The organism is Cyanobium sp. Aljojuca 7D2, assembly GCF_024346415.1.
Lineage (GTDB): Bacteria > Cyanobacteriota > Cyanobacteriia > PCC-6307 > Cyanobiaceae > Cyanobium_A.
In genome coordinates this window covers 1-17,582 of sequence record NZ_JAGQCX010000014.1, presented here as the reverse complement: position 1 = coordinate 17,582, position 17,582 = coordinate 1, and the positions used below count along the sequence as shown (strand labels likewise).

Annotated in this window: 16 protein-coding genes and 1 tRNA gene; 14 read left to right on the top strand and 3 right to left on the bottom strand. The window is 66.6% G+C overall.

Annotated elements, in window-relative coordinates; translation table 11 throughout:
• The first annotated feature begins 25 nt into the window (after positions 1 to 25).
• From KBY57_RS12705 to KBY57_RS12685, 5 genes are all read left to right on the top strand, one after another.
• Complete coding sequence (locus KBY57_RS12705) at positions 26 to 298, top strand: hypothetical protein (protein ID WP_254996242.1); 273 nt, start codon at positions 26 to 28, stop codon at positions 296 to 298.
• 27 nt (positions 299 to 325) lie between these two features.
• Positions 326 to 2,833: a GH116 family glycosyl hydrolase gene (locus KBY57_RS12700; protein WP_254996241.1), complete on the top strand. Its 2,508-nt coding sequence runs from the start codon at positions 326 to 328 to the stop codon at positions 2,831 to 2,833.
• The gene (locus KBY57_RS12695) at positions 2,830 to 3,318 is read left to right on the top strand and encodes a DUF3122 domain-containing protein (RefSeq protein ID WP_254996240.1); all 489 of its coding nucleotides are present in this window, start codon (positions 2,830 to 2,832) and stop codon (positions 3,316 to 3,318) included. Before KBY57_RS12700 ends, KBY57_RS12695 begins: the two co-directional genes overlap by 4 nt.
• An 871-nt stretch (positions 3,319 to 4,189) precedes the next feature.
• The gene (gene ribD, locus KBY57_RS12690) at positions 4,190 to 5,263 is read left to right on the top strand and encodes a bifunctional diaminohydroxyphosphoribosylaminopyrimidine deaminase/5-amino-6-(5-phosphoribosylamino)uracil reductase RibD (RefSeq protein ID WP_254996239.1); all 1,074 of its coding nucleotides are present in this window, start codon (positions 4,190 to 4,192) and stop codon (positions 5,261 to 5,263) included.
• A gap of 5 nt (positions 5,264 to 5,268) precedes the next feature.
• Positions 5,269 to 6,318, top strand: coding sequence for a mechanosensitive ion channel family protein (locus KBY57_RS12685; protein WP_254996238.1), 1,050 nt, complete (start codon positions 5,269 to 5,271; stop codon positions 6,316 to 6,318).
• Here KBY57_RS12685 and KBY57_RS12680 read toward each other — a convergent pair.
• From KBY57_RS12680 to KBY57_RS12670, 3 genes are read right to left on the bottom strand one after another with little or no spacing between them, the layout of a single operon-like run.
• The gene (locus KBY57_RS12680) at positions 6,284 to 6,775 is read right to left on the bottom strand and encodes a DUF427 domain-containing protein (protein WP_254996237.1); all 492 of its coding nucleotides are present in this window, start codon (positions 6,773 to 6,775) and stop codon (positions 6,284 to 6,286) included. The genes KBY57_RS12685 and KBY57_RS12680 overlap by 35 nt on opposite strands.
• A gap of 7 nt (positions 6,776 to 6,782) precedes the next feature.
• Entirely contained in the window at positions 6,783 to 7,028 is a 246-nt protein-coding gene (locus tag KBY57_RS12675; RefSeq protein WP_254996236.1) for a Nif11-like leader peptide family RiPP precursor, read from the bottom strand.
• Positions 7,025 to 7,663 (bottom strand): SOS response-associated peptidase, encoded by a 639-nt coding sequence (locus KBY57_RS12670; RefSeq protein WP_254996235.1) that lies wholly within the window; start codon positions 7,661 to 7,663, stop codon positions 7,025 to 7,027. The genes KBY57_RS12675 and KBY57_RS12670 overlap by 4 nt, the downstream gene beginning before the upstream one ends.
• 112 nt (positions 7,664 to 7,775) lie before the next feature.
• On the opposite strand from KBY57_RS12670, the gene ftsH reads away from it, so the two are divergent.
• The 9 genes from ftsH to KBY57_RS12625 all read left to right on the top strand — a co-directional run bounded on the left by ftsH (position 7,776) and on the right by KBY57_RS12625 (position 16,505).
• The gene (ftsH, locus tag KBY57_RS12665; RefSeq protein ID WP_254996234.1) at positions 7,776 to 9,656 is read left to right on the top strand and encodes an ATP-dependent zinc metalloprotease FtsH; all 1,881 of its coding nucleotides are present in this window, start codon (positions 7,776 to 7,778) and stop codon (positions 9,654 to 9,656) included.
• Positions 9,657 to 9,710: 54 nt separating this feature from the next.
• Entirely contained in the window at positions 9,711 to 10,664 is a 954-nt protein-coding gene (gene argF / locus KBY57_RS12660; protein WP_254996233.1) for an ornithine carbamoyltransferase, read from the top strand.
• Between the two features lie 134 nt (positions 10,665 to 10,798).
• Positions 10,799 to 11,437 (top strand): transcriptional repressor LexA, encoded by a 639-nt coding sequence (gene lexA / locus KBY57_RS12655; protein WP_254996232.1) that lies wholly within the window; start codon positions 10,799 to 10,801, stop codon positions 11,435 to 11,437.
• Between the two features lie 89 nt (positions 11,438 to 11,526).
• Positions 11,527 to 11,599 (top strand) — tRNA-Ala (locus KBY57_RS12650).
• A gap of 225 nt (positions 11,600 to 11,824) precedes the next feature.
• A complete protein-coding gene (locus KBY57_RS12645; protein ID WP_254996231.1) occupies positions 11,825 to 13,078 on the top strand; it encodes a site-specific integrase in 1,254 nt (417 codons plus the stop codon).
• Positions 13,079 to 13,356: 278 nt separating this feature from the next.
• Positions 13,357 to 13,641, top strand: a complete 285-nt coding sequence (locus tag KBY57_RS12640) for a hypothetical protein (RefSeq protein ID WP_254996230.1) — start codon at positions 13,357 to 13,359, stop codon at positions 13,639 to 13,641.
• Complete coding sequence (locus KBY57_RS12635) at positions 13,638 to 13,886, top strand: hypothetical protein (protein WP_254996229.1); 249 nt, start codon at positions 13,638 to 13,640, stop codon at positions 13,884 to 13,886. Before KBY57_RS12640 ends, KBY57_RS12635 begins: the two co-directional genes overlap by 4 nt.
• A 2-nt stretch (positions 13,887 to 13,888) precedes the next feature.
• Positions 13,889 to 14,899 carry a bifunctional DNA primase/polymerase gene (locus KBY57_RS12630; RefSeq protein ID WP_254996228.1) on the top strand — a complete coding sequence of 337 codons (1,011 nt, stop codon included), beginning with the start codon at positions 13,889 to 13,891 and terminating at the stop codon, positions 14,897 to 14,899.
• Positions 14,892 to 16,505 carry a hypothetical protein gene (locus KBY57_RS12625; protein WP_254996227.1) on the top strand — a complete coding sequence of 538 codons (1,614 nt, stop codon included), beginning with the start codon at positions 14,892 to 14,894 and terminating at the stop codon, positions 16,503 to 16,505. The genes KBY57_RS12630 and KBY57_RS12625 overlap by 8 nt, the downstream gene beginning before the upstream one ends.
• Positions 16,506 to 17,582 lie beyond the last annotated feature (1,077 nt).

Below are 17,582 nucleotides of genomic sequence, written 5' to 3'. Positions count from 1 at the left end.
GCGCTTCACGGTTACTGGAGCCATGATGCTCAGCCGAGTGCCCTTCGGCCTGGCCATGAACGACCGCCGCCAGCGCATCCACGACCTGGTGCTCGCCCTGCTGGCCCAGCAGGGCGACCTGGAGCTGCTGGCCGGCGACGGCACGGGCCTGCCCAGCGGCGATCCCGGCAACTGGATCGAACGCAACCGCCGGGTGGTGCAGCGCTACCAGGCCCTGGTGCGCTCCGCCGTCACCCTCGACGCCCTGGTGGATCAGGAGGTGCACGGCGGCTTCCAGCCCCCAGCCAACGACCTCTGACAAGCTGGGCGCACCTTTTCTGGCCCCATGGCGCGCTTCGGCCTCTCCGCCCTGACCTCCCTGCTCCAAGGGAAGGGGGGCCGCCGGACGGGCACCAGCAGGTGGACCGCACCGGCCGCTAGCTGGAGCCGCCCCTTCGGCCTGGGCTGGCAGCAGCCCTACACGGTGCGCTACGCCAGCAACCTCGATGACGGCCCCAACCACGGCATGCCCCTGGGGGGCTTCGGTGCCGGCTGCATCGGCCGAGCCCCCGACGGCAGCTTCAACCTCTGGCACCTCGACGGCGGCGAGCACTGGTTTGGCACCCTGCCCGACTGCCAGTTCGCCCTGTTTGAAAGCGACGGGACCCAGAGCCGTGCCCATGCCCTGGCGGTGAAGCCGGCGGCCGATGCCTCCCGCCCCGAGGGCGGCGAGCCCCTCAGCGCCTGGAGCTGGTACCTCGCCAGCACCCCTGAGCAACCCACCGGCACCTACGCCGCCCGCTACCCCCTGAGCAGCACCAGCTACGAGGGGGTGTTTGAAGCCGAGGTGAGCTGTGAGGCCTTCAGTCCGATCCTGCCCGGCGACTACCAACGCACCAGCTACCCGGTGGCGGTGTTCGTCTGGACGCTGACCAACCCCACCGACCGCCCCCTCGACCTCTCGCTGCTGCTGAGCTGGCGCAACACCACGGGCTGGTTCAGCAACACCGATCCCACAGCGGCAGTCCAGTTTCGCGACGACGGCAGCCCGGAGCACAACTACGTGCCGGCGATCGGCCGCAGCGCTGGCCAGCGCAACCGCTGGGTGGATGGGGAGAACCTGCGCGGCGTGCTGCTGGAGGGCGAGCGCTCCACGCCGATCGCGGAAGGGGAGGGGCAGTGGTGCCTCGCAGCCCCCGATCACCTGGAGGTGCAGCGCTGCAGCCGCTGGAACCCCCACGGCAGCGGCGCCGAGCTGTGGGAGCCCTTCGCCCGCGATGGCTCGATCCCCGACAGCAACAACGATCGCCGCAGCGGCGAGGGCGACCCCAGCAGCGCCGCCCTGGCGGTGAAGTGCCAGCTTGAGCCTGGCACCAGCATCGAGATCCCCCTGGTGATCAGCTGGGACCTGCCGGTCACGGCCTTCGCCACCGGCACCCGGGCCCTGCGCCGCTACACCGACTTTTTTGGCGGAAAGGCCGGCAGCGCCGCCGCCATCGCCGCCGAGGCCCTGCGCGACTGGCGCGATTGGCGCGCCCAGATCGAAGCCTGGCAACGGCCGGTGCTGGAGCGCGCGGATCTGCCCGACGCCCTGCGCATGGCGCTGTTCAACGAGCTCTACGACCTGGCCAGCGGCGGCAGTCTCTGGACCGCCGCCAGCAGCGGCGATCCGGTGGGTCAGTTTGGGGTGCTGGAGTGTCTCGACTACGCCTGGTACGAGAGCCTCGACGTGCGGCTCTACGGCTCGTTTGCCCTGCTGCAGCTCTGGCCCGAGCTCGACAAGGCCGTGCTGCGCAGCTTCGCCCGCGCCATCCCGGCCGCCGATGCCACCCCCCGGCCGATCGGCTGGTATTTCACCCAGGGCAAGGGCCGGGTGGAGGCCCCCCGCAAGGTGGCCGGCGCCACACCACACGATCTAGGCGCCCCCAACGAGCGACCGTTTGAGGCCACCAATTACACCGCCTATCAAGACTGCAACCTCTGGAAGGACCTGGCCAGCGACTACGTGCTGCAGGTGTGGCGCACCTTCAAGCTGGCCCCAAGCGGCGAAGACCTCAGCTTTCTTGCGTCCTGCTGGCCGGCGGCGGTGCAGGCCCTGCGGTATCTGAAGGGCTTCGATGCCAACAACGACGGCCTACCCGACAACGGCGGCGCCCCCGACCAGACCTTCGACGACTGGCCGCTGAAGGGCGTGAGCGCCTACTGCGGCGCCCTATGGATCGCAGCCCTAGAAGCCGCCCTGGCGATGGCCCAGCAGCTGCAGTTGGAGTTGGGGCTCGACACGAGCGGCGAGCAGCGCGAATTCGGCAGCTGGCTGGAGCAGAGCCGGGCCAACTTCGACCCGCTGCTGTGGAACGGCGAGTACTACAACATCGACGCCGAGAGCGGCACGCCCGTGGTGATGGCCGACCAGCTCTGCGGTGATTTCTACGCCCGGCTGCTGGGTCTGCCGCCAGTGGTCGCCAACGACCGGGCCCAGAGTGCGCTGCGGGCCGTGAAGGAGGCCTGCTTCGAGGGCTTCCAGGGCGGCACGCTCGGCGTGGCCAACGGCCTGCGCCGCGACGGCACGCCCCTCGATCCCAACGGCACCCACCCCCTAGAGGTGTGGACCGGCATCAACTTCGGCCTGGCGGCCTACTACCGCCTGATGGGCGAAACCGACACCGCCTTCGCCATCACCGCTGCCGTGGTCGAGCAGGTGTACAGCGGCGGCCTGCAGTTCCGCACCCCGGAAGCCATCACCGGGGTCAACACCTTCCGGGCCTGCCATTACCTGCGGGCGATGGCGATCTGGGCCCTGTGGGCCACCCACACCAACTGGCAAGCGATCCCCGGGGCGGAGCGCCAGCCATGAAGCGCCTGCTCGCCCTGCTGCTGGCCCCTCTGTTGGCCGCTGCCCTCTGGCTGGGCCCGCCCCCCGCCGCCCAGGCCCTGGTGCATGCCCACAACGACGAGAACGGCACCCCGGTGGTGCGCAGCCTCGAGAGCCTGCGCGACCTCGACTACCAGAGCTGGCAGGTGGTGGCGTACCGCGAAGGCCCCCCGGGCGGCCCCCTGAAGCTGCGGATCGTCGGCTACCCCGGCAAGGTGCGCCTCGACCACCCCACGGCCCTGCAGGTGCAGAGCGGTCGCTTCCGCTGGGAGCTGGCCGATGTCACCCTGGCCAATCGCCAGTTGGCCGGAGACGGCCGCGCCGCCGCGGCCGAATTCGACCTGGCCCCGCTGCTGGCCGACCTAAAGCAGGACCGGCCCCTGCGACTGGTGCTGCCAGGGGTCTTTGTGGAACTGCCGGTGCCACCTTTTGTGGTGGCGGAATGGCGCAGCCTGCCAATGGCTTAGCCAGCAAGTCAGGATTGCCAACGACAGTCCCTCTGCAACGCAACGAGTATCAATCAGGGCGGGGCACTGAGCCACAGGGCACAGCTGAATTGATCAAGATAGAATCACGAAAACATTGTGCACGAGGACGGCATCATGGTTAGCTTTTCCAAGAGCATCGCGGTTGTTGCAAGCCTGACAACCATTGCGGTTGCCGCCGTTGCTGCTGTGAGATACTTTGATGGAATGGATGGGCAAATAAAAGATCAGCGGCTTTTAATTGAGACGTTGCAAAAAGAGCTCAAGGACCGCGGAAATAGCACCCAGAGTCCGCATTCTCAGTCTCCCGGCGCTCCGTCTCTGCCTGCCCCGGCCTCTGCACCCCTTCAAAATCCTCCCCCGCCGCCCCCTGCACCAGCTGCAGACGAGATAAGGCCTTCGGCATCGGCGCAGTGACGCCAGACAATCCGTGAATCACCTTTCTGCTCAGACGCGAACAAGCATGGCAGCCCACCTGGGAGGCCTGAGCTCGCACATCCAAGAGGTTGCAGCGCTGCGTTTCCACGCCATCATGCAGCCATGAGCATAACAATCGGCCTGGCTTTTTTGTTAACCATCGGCTGGGTGGCTGCAAAACTCCTGACTGGAAAGGTTCGGAGTCAAGGTGAGGATCTGAGGACGATTCCTCTAAGGACGATTTCCTTGGATCAAGAACGCCCCAGGGCCCTGTCTTACACGGAAATGATGAATTCAGGGAAACAACGGATGGATCAAACATCCCTCAGGGACGGCTGATATCTCTTTTAGTTTTTCTCCACTCGCTTTTTTGCTCTTCCACGCCTCTTCAGTGCCACCCCCCTCCAGCCCCGTATCAAGCCCCTGGCGCCCCTGGATGCAGCGGGCCCTGCAGCTGGCCGCCCTCGGCACCGGCCGCACCAGCCCCAACCCCCTGGTGGGTGCGGTGGTGCTCGATGCCAACGGAGCGCTGGTGGGGGAGGGTTACCACGCCCGGGCTGGTGACGCCCACGCCGAGGTGGGCGCCCTGCGCCAGGCAGGCGAGCGAGCCCGGGGCGGCACGCTGGTGGTGACCCTGGAGCCCTGCTGCCACCACGGCCGTACGCCCCCTTGCAGCGCAGCGGTGATCGCCGCCGGCATCGCCCGGGTGGTGGTGGCCATGACCGATCCCAACCCCCTGGTGGCCGGCGGCGGCCTGGCCGAACTGCGGGCCGCCGGCATCGCGGTGATCACCGGGGTGGCCGAGACGGAAGCCCGCGCCCTCAACCGCGCCTTCTGCCATCGCGTCGCCACGGGCCGCCCCCTGGGAGTCCTCAAATGGGCGATGGGCGCTGACGGCCGCACCGCCCTCAGCAACGGCGCCAGCCAATGGATCAGCGGCCCGGAGGCACGGCAGTGGGTGCACCGGCTGCGGGCGGGCTGCGATGCGGTGATCGTGGGGGGCGGCACGGTGCGCGCCGACGACCCCCTGCTCACCAGCCGCGGACGGCGCGATCCCGAACCCCTGCGGGTGGTGCTCAGCCGCAGCTTGGATCTGCCGGCCAACGCCCAGCTCTGGAACCAGAGCGCCGCGCCCACCCTGGTGGCCCACGGCCCCGAGGCACCGCCGCAGGCCTGCGCCGCCCTCGATCAACAGGGCGTCCCCCGGCTGGAGCTGCCCAGCTGCAGCCCCCAGGCCCTGCTGGAGGCCCTGACGGCCCGCGGCTGCAACCAGGTGTTGTGGGAATGCGGGCCGGAGCTGGCCGCTGCGGCCGTGCGCGACGGTTGCGTGCAGGAGGTGGCCGCCGTGATCACCCCGAAACTGATGGGCGGCGAGCCGGCCCGCACCCCCCTGGGCGAGCTGGGTTACGGCGCGATGGCCGAGGTGCCGCTCTGGCCAGCCCAACCACCCCTGGCCCTCGGCTCCGATCTGCTCTGGCGGCTCACCACACCGCCCTTGGATTTCCCTTGAGCGCCATGCCCACCACCAACCTGCCCTTCGCGCTGCAGCTCCCCATCGCGGGGGCGGTGCTGGCCCTGGTCGTGTGGCTGCTGCTGGATCGGCTTGGCCGGCGCTGCCGCAGCGGCTCCCTGGTTCGCGCCCTGCTGCTCAACGGTCGGCTCAGCCTGGCCGGGACAGTCTTGCTCAGCAGTGTGGGCTGGTGGCTGGCGGGGCCGGATCAGGGCCTGCAGGTGCGCGATCTGCTGCTCAGCATCGGCGTGGTGTGGACCCTGCTGCGCTGGCGCCGAGAACTCAAGCAGCGCGATGAGCACTACGCCGCCCAACTACTTCCGCACCTCGCCCCCAAAGACCAGCTCTTCCTGTTCGACGTGCTCGACAAGCTGTTCTGCAGCGCTGCCCTGCTGGTGGTGCTGTTCAAGGCACTCGAGCTGCTGGGGGTGTCGGCAGGGGTGTTGATCACCGCCGGGGGCTTCGGCGCCGCGGCCCTGGGCTTCGGTGCCCGCACGATCGTGGAAAACGGCCTCAGCGGCTTGAGCCTCTACATCAACCGGCCCTTCACTCTCGGCGACACGATCAACCTGCCGGCGCTCAACCTGCTGGGCACGGTGGAGAAGGTGGGCTGGTTTTACACCGAGCTGCGTGATCCCGACCGCCAGCGGATTTACATCCCCAACGGCATCTTCACCAGCCAGGCAGTGCAAAACCTGGCCCAGATCGACAACCGCCGCATCTGGATCGAATTCGGACTCCGCTACGCCGACCGCGGCCGCATCGAGGCCATCATCCACACCCTGGGGGAGCGGCTTGAGACCCTGACTGGGATTGACCGGGTCAGGGACCGGCTGGTGCACTTCGTCGACTACGGCGACTCGGGCCTGCTATTGCGACTGCTGTGCTTCAGCGCCAGCGGCGACCTGCAAGCAGCCTGGGCCCTGAGGCAGCAGGTGTTGCTGTTGATAGGCGAGGTGGTGGAGCAGGCCGGGGCCGGCATGCCCTTCCCCACCCGCACGGTGATCTCAGACGATGGCTCTACCTCAACTCCGGATGCAGCGGATCCCCTTTGAAGGGCCCCACCACCGCCGAGGTGATCCAGCCGCCGTAGAAACCGCCCGGCTGGGGCACGACCCGCTCGCCATCGAGCCAGCAGCCATCCATCAGGGCTGGATACACGGCAAACCAACCCGCCAACGCCGCGAAGGCCGGGGTGGGCTCGGGGTAGGTCCACACCGCCCGGCGCAGGCGGCGCTCGGCCGGGCCGCCCGGATCCACCACCACATCGCAGTAGCGGGCCACCCCCTTCCACTCGCAGAAGCTGGTGCCGGCACTGGGCTGCAGCAACTCCAGCCGCACCGCATCGGGCGGCAGGTAGATGGTGGGGGGATGGAAGGTTTCCAGCACCCGCAGGGCGCACTGGCTCTCCGCCAGCAGCTGACCCAGGGCCTCCACCCGCACCTGGGCGGCGCTCTCCACCAGGGCCGGCGGCCGGGGGTAATCGCACACCCGCTCAACGGCTGCGGCCATGGCGGGCTCAGGCGACGATGAAATTGCGCAACCGCCGGCCTTCCGCCCCGGCCCGCTCCTGCAGCTCCGCATCGCTGAGGCTGGCCTCCTGCCGCTGCTGCGCGGCGATCACATCAGCCTCCTCGAGCGCATAGCCGGCACCGCGGGCCAGCTCCAGGAAGGCCGGCAACTCCAGGGGCTCCGCCAGCTGGGCCGCCAGGTCGGGCGTCTGCCGGGCAGCGGCCAGGAAGGCGTCCAGTTGCTCGAGGCTCACAGATTCAGCTCCAACTGGGGCTGGTCTAGCCACGACGGCGGACCATCGGCTTGCCAGCCAGCGGGATCCCAGGGCAGCAGCAGCGGCTCCAGGGCCCGCAGGCTCGGGCCATCGGCGGGCGCCAGCCAGGCCTCCTCCAGCCCCGTGGGAATCACCACCGGCATGCGCCGGTGGATCGGCGCCAGCAGGGTGTTAGGGGCACAGGTGAGCACGCAGCAACTCTCCAGCTCGCTGCCATCCGGGCCGATCCAACGGTCCCAGAGGCCGGCCAGCCAGAACAGCCCGCCGTCGCGCCGGCGGATCCAGCGGCCCTGTTCCCAGAGGGCATCGGCGGGGATCAGGCAGCGGCGGTGACGCCAGGCGCCGCGGAAGCTGGGCTTGAGCGCCACGGTTTCGGCGCGGGCATGCACAGAGCGGTGGGCGGTGGCCGGATCCTTGACCCACTCGGGCAACAGCCCCCACAGGGCCAGGGCCACCTGCAGCTGGCCGTGCTCCTGGCGCTGGATCAACAGCGGTTCGCCCGGGCGCACCTCGGCCCGGGGGGCGTAGTGGGCCGCCAGCCCCGGCGGCAGGGGGCCCTGCAGCTGCGGCAGCAGGCGGGCGAGATCGGCGCCGAGGGAAAAGCGACCACACATGGAGCAACAGACAATTGGAAGACTGGGGGCACGCGTTCGGTTCTCCCAACCTTGGCTCGATCGCCGCTGAGGAGCACAGCCCTAGCCTGGGGTCACCTTTGGCTGCCGCACCATGGCGATCCGCCAGGACGACAACCGCCCCAACCGCCGCTTCGGAATCATCAACCTGGTGTTGATCGGCTTCGGCGTGCTGCTGCTGTTCAGCAACTTCCTGCCCAATCCCGCCGCCCAGGTGCCGCGGGTGCCCTACTCGCTGTTCATCGACCAGGTGAACGACAGCAACGTCAAGCGCGCCTACATCACCTCCGACCAGATCCGCTACGAGCTCAAGGAAGCCTCTGAGGAGGGCGCACCCACCGTGCTCTCCACCACGCCGATCTTCGACATGGATCTGCCCCAGCGGCTGGAGCAGCACGGGGTCGAGTTTGCCGCCGCGCCTCCCCAGAAGCCCAGCTTCATCACCACGGCCCTGAGCTGGGTGGTGCCGCCGCTGATCTTCATCCTGGTGCTGCAGTTCTTCGCCCGCCGCCAGATGGGCGGCGGCGCCCAGGGGGCCCTGAGCTTCACCAAGAGCAAGGCCAAGGTGTACGTGCCCGATGAGGAATCCCGGGTCACCTTCGCCGATGTGGCCGGTGTGGATGAGGCCAAGGCCGAACTCGCCGAGATCGTCGACTTCCTCAAGAAGCCCGAGCGCTACGCCGCGATCGGCGCCCGCATTCCCAAAGGCGTGCTGCTGGTGGGCCCTCCCGGCACTGGCAAAACCCTGCTCTCCAAGGCTGTGGCCGGCGAGGCGGAGGTGCCCTTCTTCATCATTTCCGGCTCCGAATTCGTGGAGCTGTTCGTCGGCGCCGGCGCGGCCCGGGTGCGCGATCTGTTTGAAGAGGCCAAAAAGAAGGCCCCGTGCATCATCTTCATCGACGAACTCGATGCCATCGGCAAGAGCCGTTCCGGCTCGATGGGTGTCGTGGGCGGCAACGACGAGCGGGAGCAGACCCTCAACCAGCTGCTCACCGAAATGGACGGCTTCACCGGCCAAGACAAACCGGTGATCGTGCTGGCCGCCACCAACCAGCCAGAAACCCTCGATGCAGCCCTGCTGCGTCCAGGTCGTTTCGACCGCCAGGTGCTGGTGGATCGCCCCGACCTATCAGGCCGCAAGTTGATCCTGGAGATCTACGCCAAGAAGGTGAAGCTCGCCCCCAGCGTCGACGTCGACAAGATCGCCCAGGCCACCAGTGGCTTCGCCGGCGCCGACCTGGCCAACCTCGTGAACGAGGCGGCCCTGCTGGCGGCCCGCGCCTACCGCACCGAAGTGGAGCAGGCCGACCTCAACGAAGCCATTGAACGCGTGGTGGCGGGCCTTGAGAAGAAGAGCCGGGTGCTCCAGCCCGACGAGAAGAAGGTGGTGGCCTACCACGAAGTGGGCCACGCCATCGTCGGGCACCTGATGCCCGGCGGCAGCAAGGTGGCCAAGATCTCGATCGTGCCCCGGGGCATGAGCGCCCTGGGCTACACCCTGCAGCTGCCCACCGAAGAGCGCTTCCTCAACTCGAAGGAAGACCTCGAAGGCCAGATCGCCACCCTGCTGGGCGGCCGCAGTGCCGAGGAGATCGTGTTCGGCGAAGTCACCACCGGTGCCGCCAACGACCTGCAACGCGCCACCGACATCGCCGAGCAGATGGTGGGCACCTACGGCATGAGTGAAACCCTCGGGCCCCTCGCCTACGACAAGCAAGGCGGCAGCCGCTTCCTCGGCGGCGGCAACAACCCCCGCCGCTCCGTCAGCGATGCCACGGCCCAGGCGATCGACAAGGAGGTGCGCACCCTGGTTGACAACGCCCACGCGCGTGCGCTGGCGATCCTGCACCACAACCGGGACCTGATGGAGAGCATCTCCCAGCAGATCCTGGAGAAGGAGGTGATCGAAGGAGACAACCTCAAGGAACTGCTGGCCAGCAGCGTGCTGCCCGAGGAGGCCGGGGTGGCGGGATGAGGCCTTGACGCAGGGGCACCTGATCGCGGATAAGGGTTCTTTAGAGATGGAGCCATGGCTGCCATCAACGGATACCCGGCCCTGGCTGAGCTGCGCGGCCGGGATCTTCTCTCCTCCGCCGACCTGAGCACCGACCAGGCGCTCAGCGTGCTGCGGCTGGCCGCCGACCTCAAGGCCGGGAGCACCCACATCGACCTGGGCGGCAAGACCCTGGGCCTGATCTTCACCAAGGCCTCCACCCGCACCAGGGTGAGCTTTTCGGTGGCCATGGCGCGCCTCGGCGGCCAGACCCTCGACCTCAACCCCCAGGTGACCCAGGTGGGCCGGGGCGAGCCCGTGGCCGACACGGCCCGGGTGCTCAGCCGCTACGTGGATGCCCTGGCGATCCGCACCTTCGCCCAGGAGGAGCTGGTGGACTACGCCCACTGGGCCTCGATCCCCGTGATCAACGCCCTCACCGACCTGGAGCACCCCTGCCAGGCCCTGGCCGACTTCCTCACCCTGCAGGAAGCCTTCGGCGAGCTGGCCGGTCTCACCCTCAGCTACGTGGGCGACGGCAACAACGTGGCCCACTCGCTGATGCTCTGCGGTGCCCTGCTGGGTGTCAACGTGCGCGTCGGTTGCCCCAAGGGCTTCGAGCCCGACGCCGCGGTGCTCGAGCAGTCCCGCACCCTGGCGGCGGCCCACGGCAGCAGCGTGGAGGTGCTGCATGAGCCGGTGGCGGCCGTGCGCGGCGCCCATGCTCTCTACACCGATGTGTGGGCGTCGATGGGGCAGGAAGAGGAAAAGGCGGAGCGGGAGCGGGCCTTCGCCGGCTGGTGCCTGAACGAGGAGCTGGTGGCGGAGGCCGATCCCCGGGCGATCGTGCTGCACTGCCTGCCGGCCTACCGGGGCCTGGAGATCAGCGCCGGCGCCATGGAGGGCAGCGCCAGCCGCATCTTCGACCAGGCCGAAAACCGCCTGCACGCCCAGCAAGCCCTGCTGGCAGCGCTGCTCGCTGAGCCCTGAACCGGATGGCGGCGCGCTCCCGTCGACTTCGCCGTTGCCATCCCTGTCGCCCAGCCCTTGAGCGAAATCCGCCCGCGACAGAGCTGGACAAAGCGCCCACGAGGCGGTACATCTGTATCAGCGACGCCAACCCGGTGCCCCAGCCTGCTCATCAAGGCCATCACGACACCCAGCAGGAGCTGACCACGGCCCAGCGGGAGCTCTACGACTGGCTGGCCGACTACATCGGCGCCCACCGCCACAGCCCCTCGATCCGCCAGATGATGGAGGCCATGGGGTTGCGCTCACCGGCGCCGATCCAAAGCCGCCTGCGCCACCTCCAGCTGAAAGGCTGGATCACCTGGCAGGAGGGCCAGGCGCGCACCCTGCAACTGCTGGGCGGCATGGCCAGCGGCATTCCGGTGCTCGGCGCGGTGGCCGCCGGTGGTCTGGTGGAAACCTTCGACGACGTCCAGGAGCGACTCGACCTGGCCCCGGTGCTCGACACCCGCGGGCTGTTTGCCCTCACGGTGAACGGCGATTCGATGGTGGATGCCCACATCGCTGATGGCGACGTGGTGCTGCTGGAGCCGGTGCCCGACCCCAGCCGCCTCAAGGCCGGCACGATCGTGAGCGCCCTGGTGCCAGGCAGTGGCACCACCCTCAAGCACTTCCACCGCAGTGGCGCCACGGTGACCCTGGAGGCCGCCAACCCGGCCTACGAACCAATCGTGCTTCCCACCGACCAAGTGACGGTGCAGGGCAAGCTGGTGGCCGTCTGGCGCCAGGTCTGAACAGGCGGCGTTGTAAGCTAATTCAGCGCGCGGCAAGGCCTACGGGCCAAAGCGAGACGACCAGCGTCATCGCTGCCAAAGCGCCTTTCGGGGCCATAGCTCAGCTGGTAGAGCACCTGCATGGCATGCAGGGGGTCAGCGGTTCGAATCCGCTTGGCTCCATCGAGAGAACCCAGGCCCAGCCTGGGTTTTTTAATGTCTTGGTGCACCCTAGGCAGGGGGTCAGATGCACCCTGGGGCACCCAGTTACCCCCATTTGGTGCACGATTTGGTGCATGCTTGCACCAGCGCAAAACCGCTCCACAACAGGGCTGCGAGCGCCACCCCACCCACTTGGTGCACGTTTGGGCTATTGCAACCCGTCAGCAGTGGTTTGAGACTCTCCGCGTGAGCATTGCCCAGGAGCACGGCAAGGGCTGGATCGTCCGGGAGGTGGGCGCCACCAGCCGCAAGCCCATCGGGCGCTGCCAGCTGATCCGCATCTGGGAGGACCGCACCCGCAGCAGCGTGATGCTGCCCCTGGAGTGGAAGGCCACCAACGCCACCGCGATCCTCACCACCGTGGGCCAGATCCGCACCCTGATGGAGGAGCGCAACCTCAGCCTGCAGGATGCACTCAAGCTCAACACCGAGGCGCTGGGCGGCGGCCCGCAGGGTGCTGAGGAGGACTTTGCAGGGTGGCCTGAAGTGAAGGCGCGGTTCCTCAAGACCCAGGAGAGCCACCGCAGCTCCACACTGCGCGACCTCACTACCCGGCTGGATCGCGTGCTGGTGGCGCTGCAGGGCAAGCCAGCCCCGCGTGACGGCGGCACCCTGATGCGGCGCTATGCGGATCGGTTCTTTGCTGACTGCCCCCCAGGCGGCGTGGGCCGCAAACGCAACCTGTTGGACGTGGCCCGATTCCTCACCTATGCGGTGGATGAGTGCGGGGCCCCAACGCGGTTCTACCCACCCAGCAAAGCCAAGATCAATGAGCTGATCGGCAGCGCCACCACCACCGCCAGCGAGCGCCTAACGCCACCCATCAAGCCGGAGGATCTGGCGGCCCTGCTGGATCAGCTGGAGGCCGATGGTGAGCATGAGCTGCGGCTGGCGGTTGGGCTGGTGGGCCTCTACGGGCTGCGGCCCGCTGAGCTGGCGGTGCTGGAGGTGCGCGAGGGGAAGGGCTATGTCGGCCACGTCAAGCGCAACAGCAGCAGCATGGGCGCCAAGACCAAACCACCTCGGCTGGTGATGGCCATCGACGTGCCGGGCCGTGAGGGCGAGGGCGAGCGCCTGCTGCACCTCTATGCGAGCGGGCTGGTGAAGCTGCCCCTATCGCTGCGCAATCAGATCGCGCTGGTGGAGCAGAAGGGCCGGTTCCAAGACGTTGGCGCCGACTTTGGCCAGAAGCTGGAGCGCTACGGGCCGTGGCGGGCGCTGGTGACCCGTAACCCAGGGCTCACCCCCTACTCACTGCGCCATGGGTATGCGTGGCGGGCCCACACCGGCAGCAGCCAGCAGCTGCATCCACGGATCGCAGCGGCCCTGATGGGGCACAACGTCGCCACCCACCTCAAGCACTACGGCAGCTGGACTGATGAGGCCAGTCTGGAGGCAGCAGTGGAGAGATTCAATCAAGGGGTGCACGCACACACCTAGATGCACCACGCGGCCCCTGGGTGCAACTTATGCAATAAGCAAAGCCCATAGAAATAGTTTATTGGTTGCAATTTTTGCCCTCAGTATTTGCAGCCACTTTGAAGATCACAAGGTTGCACACGGCTGAGCAGGGTGGATTAAGTATCAAGAATTGCCCTCATGGTGTTGCGTACAGCGCACACAACTTTGTGAGCAACCAAGCCCCCAGGCCTGTTGAGGCCATAGATCAAATCAACCCCGGCGATGTAGTGGTGTTCAAGCCATCCCATTGGTGCCCCTTGATCTGGCGCCCCCTCGCTGAGCATCTGGAAGGCCAGACCTTCCAATACATCGCCAAGGCCCAGGGCTGGGCGGGGGAAACCCTGGTGCTGCAGCCTTGGCCCTGCATGGAGGCGTTCCCCAGCTGCTTCCTGGCCCCTGCCGAGTGCCTGCTAGCTGAGCAGGAATGGCGCAAGCTCAATGAGCGCGATGCCTACGCCGAAGCCCAGCGCGATCGTGAGGAGGATCAGCACAAACGCGAGGGGCACCTCAAGCTGGCCCGGCTGAGCGAGGCAGCCCAATGAGCACCTCTCAGCAGTGGCTCCGCACCCCCATGGCAGCGATGGCCTTGGGCTGCAGTCAGAACCACCTCAAGCGCTGCCGTGACACCCACGGCGGCTTCCTAGTGGGTGGTGAGCACTACATCCTCGGCACCAGCCACAGCGCCGCGATCCTCTGGAATGTGGATTCAATCCGGGACGCCTTCCACTACCGGGGCATCGTCCGGCAGCGCGGTGAAGCGGCCCTCAAGCAAGCGGTGGGAGCATAAAAATGGCCCCCACAAATTGCAGAGGCCAGGGACATGAGCATGCTCTGAGCCTAACTGACCCACTACTGCATCTGCAGGCGGTCAAAACCAGCAAAACTATTGCCGCAGCTGAGCAGCAGCTCCAGCCCACGGGCAAGCATGCACCAGATCCGACACCATGGCGCCACCAGCTGCCACGGCTTGCCCATCTGGAGCAGGATCTGGCCCTGTTGCCGGTTGGCTGGGGCCCCGATCGCAAGGGGCCGATGTTGGAGAGCTGGCAGCATCACCTCGGCTACACCGTGGCGGAGCTGGAGGCTCACCGCAGCATGCGCTCAGTAGGTGCCCGCACCGGGCTGCTCACCGGCCCGCTGCTGTGCTTTGACTTTGACGGCGCCACCTCCCTGGAGCTGGGCCTTGACCCCGGCTGGGTGAGCAGCTGGCAAGTGCATCGCACCACCGACGCCAACCGGCTGAAGGTGTTGTTCCGGCCCACGCTGGAGCAGCTCCAGCAGCTGCCCGATGGCGCTGAGTTTCAGGGCAAGACCATCACGGCGCCCAAGACCGACACCAGCAAGGGCGAGGCCCTGGAGGTGTTCTTTGACGGCGGCAGGCAGGTGATCGTGCTGGGTGAGCATCCCAGCAGCGGCGGCCACTACTACTGGCTCGAGGATCTGGGGCCAGAGGCTCTGGCGGCACCACCGGCTCACTGGTGGGAGTATGCGCTGGAGGTTGCCGCGGCCTGCCAGCAGCGGATCACCACCGGCAGCAAACCCAGCTCACGGCGACATGGCACCCGGCGGCTGGACCCTTGCCCGATCTGCGGGCGGCACGGGTCGCTCTGGTGTGAGCAGACCCAGCAGGGGCTGATCCTGTGCATGCCCGGCTCCACCTTCAGCGCTGAGCAGCGCCATGGGCCCCTGGTGCTGGGGCAGGTGGTGGATGGCTGGGCGCTGGTGAAGCGCACACCGATCGGTGAGGGCGACGTGCTCACCTTCAAGGTGCACCGGCCTAGGGGGTGCAGCCATGGCTAACGCTTACTACAAGGTGCTGGGGTGGTGCTCAGATCGGCGGCGCATCTACTACCAAGAGCGCAAGACGGGACAGATCGGCTCGATCACCGCATCTGCATCGGCTGGCCCATTGCTCCAGCTGGCTCCTAGGTCCTACTGGGAGGGAAAGCACCGCAGCGAGAAAGCACCAGGCTTTGACGTGGTGAAGGCCTTGGATGAGGTGATTCAGGATGCCAACAATGCCGGCGTGTTTTACCTGGATCACGTCCGGGGCCATGGTGTGTGGATGGATGGCCCCCAGGTGGTGTGGCATCTGGGTGATCGGCTTGAGGTGGGTGGAAAGCAAGTGGGCTTGCTCGACTTTCAGAGCAGTTACCACTACCAACGCCTACCCAGGCTCGACATCAACCCTGCAACGGCTCCGCTAAGTGATGCCCAGGGCGCTTTGATCCTCCAGGCCGTCAAGGCCATGGGCTGGAGCAGCCCGCTCGATCACCTGCACCTATTGGGCTGGGTGGTACTGGCCACGGTGGGCGGCGCTCTCGACAAGCGGCCCGTGCTGCAGATCACCTGCGGGTTCGCGCAAGGCAAGACCTACACCCTCACGGTGGTGATCCTGCCTCTGCTGGGTGGGCCTGGGCTGGCGATCTGCGAAAGCAACAGCTCAGAGGCGGCGATCCGCCAGACCCTCAACACCAACACCCTGCCGGTGCTAATCGACGAATCAGAGGGAGAGGATCAGCACAAGCGCGAGGGGCACCTCAAGCTGGCCCGGCTGAGCTTTGACGGTAGGGCCACCAGCAGGGGCACCACCTACGGCAAGGCCCTCACCTATGCGGTGCGCAGCAGCATCGCCCTAGTAGGTATCAATGCGGTGATCGCCAACCCAGCTGATCGCAGCCGCACGGTGGTGGTGGGCCGCCAGCAGCTGCCCCAGGATCAATGGGGGCCAGTGGATCGCAAGCTGCGCGAGCTGCTCACGATCAAAACGGGGGCCATGCTTCTGCGCCGCAGCGTCACCCACCTACCCACACTGCGGGCCAACGTGGCCACCTTCCGCAGTGTGGTGGAGGGCCAGCTGCCAGCAGGAGCAGCAGCCCGAGCTGGTGACACCTATGGGGCCCTACTCGCCGGCGCCCACCTCCTGCTCAGCACGGCCCAGGTGGATGAGCAGCAAGCCACTGCATGGCTCGATTCCATCGGCTGGGATGCAGCAGCGGCCCTGGGTGTGGATGCAGCCCCTGAGCAATCAGCGGCGGCTGAGGGTGCCCAATGCCTCGGCAAGCTGCTCAGCCATGAAGAGCAATGGCGATCAGATGCGGGCACTGGCAGGGTGAGCATCCGCGAGCTGCTGGAGCAGGCCCGCAGCCCCAGTGGCGCTGATGAGGCTGAGCAGGCCCGCAAAGCCCTAGGCCGCCGTGGCATCAAGGCAACGGATCACGGGCTGGTGATCGCCAACAGCCCGGAGCTGCTGGCACCGATCTACGGCAACACCAAATGGTGCAAGGGTGGCCACGCTCAGCGCCTGCGGGATCTGCCCGGAGCCGATGCTGCTGGGCCGGTGCACTTCCCGGTGATGAGAACCCACAAGGCCACAACCGTGCCATGGGCTGCTGCTGGGTTCTAACGGTTGAATCCGGCAGCGTTAGGCCAAAACCTAGTGCTGCCGGGCTTTCTAACGGTCTAACGGTCTAACCCCGGATCACCAACACACCCCTATTAAGGGGCACCCTCTCTACTACTTACTACTTTTACCGTTAGAAGGGTTAGAAGGTTAGGAAGCCAGTGGCAGCAAGCGATCTCATCTAACCCTGCAGCACAGCCAACCGTTAGACCGTTAGAACCTCCTACCTACCCTGCAGGTGGTCAGATCCTCTAAAAGCAGTGGCATCACTGGGATTGACGGCCCAGAGGGGCTGCACAATGCACCAAACCCTGCAACGGATCAGCCCTGCACCCACCTATCTCAGGGCTTCCTGGGGGAGAGTGGCATCTTCAGACTTCCTTCTGTGGACAGTCTGAGTTGGCCTGGCAAGACTGAAGTCTCTTCAGGGCTGTTTCGTGGACACAGGGCTGCTTTTCTTTTTGGGGTTGGCTTCTGCAATCGTCTTCGCTTCGTACGCCCATTCAGTAGCTGAGGCGAAGGGGCACGATGGGAGTGCATGGGGGGTCGGAGGCTTCTTGCTTGGGCCTGTGGCCCTACTTGCTTCTCTGGGTCTGCCGGATCTAAAAACCCGAAAATACTTAAGGCTTATCGCTGAAAAACAAGGCGTAGATCTGAGCGGAGAACCTGGAATAGTGCAAGAACAGGAAGGGGCTCCCTACTACCACACCTACTGGGAGAAATACGACCGGAAACCCAAGGAATAAGACCCTCAGTGGGTCTCGTACCAGGATCTCCCCACGCTGACCTCCGCCGCTAGGGGCAGGGCACCTAGGAGCTAGCAGGTTTGGACACCGGGGCCGCCCATCTCAGCAGCAATTCCGCCATGGCCTCACCTGATGGATGCGGGTGGCAGTCTTCGGGCCATGCTCGGAGGTTAGGTGGAAATGACGCTTTCCGTCCCCTTACCTTAAGAGTTTGCGGAAAAACCGTCAGAAACGCCGCGTTCCTCCCTCTCGCGATCTGATTACTTGCTGTTCGGGCTGGATTTCGCTGATTCAGCGGTTCAGAACGCCAGATTTCAGGCATTTTGCCCCGTTG

Bases quoted from the DNA above. Each gene is read 5' to 3' on its own strand.
- KBY57_RS12705 (WP_254996242.1), top strand. From the start codon at position 26: ATGCTCAGCCGAGTGCCCTTCGGCCTGGCCATGAACGACCGCCGCCAG.
- KBY57_RS12700 (WP_254996241.1), top strand. From the start codon at position 326: ATGGCGCGCTTCGGCCTCTCCGCCCTGACCTCCCTGCTCCAAGGGAAG.
- KBY57_RS12695 (WP_254996240.1), top strand. From the start codon at position 2,830: ATGAAGCGCCTGCTCGCCCTGCTGCTGGCCCCTCTGTTGGCCGCTGCC.
- ribD (WP_254996239.1), top strand. From the start codon at position 4,190: ATGCAGCGGGCCCTGCAGCTGGCCGCCCTCGGCACCGGCCGCACCAGC.
- KBY57_RS12685 (WP_254996238.1), top strand. From the start codon at position 5,269: ATGCCCACCACCAACCTGCCCTTCGCGCTGCAGCTCCCCATCGCGGGG.
- KBY57_RS12680 (WP_254996237.1), bottom strand. From the start codon at position 6,775: ATGGCCGCAGCCGTTGAGCGGGTGTGCGATTACCCCCGGCCGCCGGCC.
- KBY57_RS12670 (WP_254996235.1), bottom strand. From the start codon at position 7,663: ATGTGTGGTCGCTTTTCCCTCGGCGCCGATCTCGCCCGCCTGCTGCCG.
- ftsH (WP_254996234.1), top strand. From the start codon at position 7,776: ATGGCGATCCGCCAGGACGACAACCGCCCCAACCGCCGCTTCGGAATC.
- argF (WP_254996233.1), top strand. From the start codon at position 9,711: ATGGCTGCCATCAACGGATACCCGGCCCTGGCTGAGCTGCGCGGCCGG.
- KBY57_RS12635 (WP_254996229.1), top strand. From the start codon at position 13,638: ATGAGCACCTCTCAGCAGTGGCTCCGCACCCCCATGGCAGCGATGGCC.
- KBY57_RS12630 (WP_254996228.1), top strand. From the start codon at position 13,889: ATGGCCCCCACAAATTGCAGAGGCCAGGGACATGAGCATGCTCTGAGC.
- KBY57_RS12625 (WP_254996227.1), top strand. From the start codon at position 14,892: ATGGCTAACGCTTACTACAAGGTGCTGGGGTGGTGCTCAGATCGGCGG.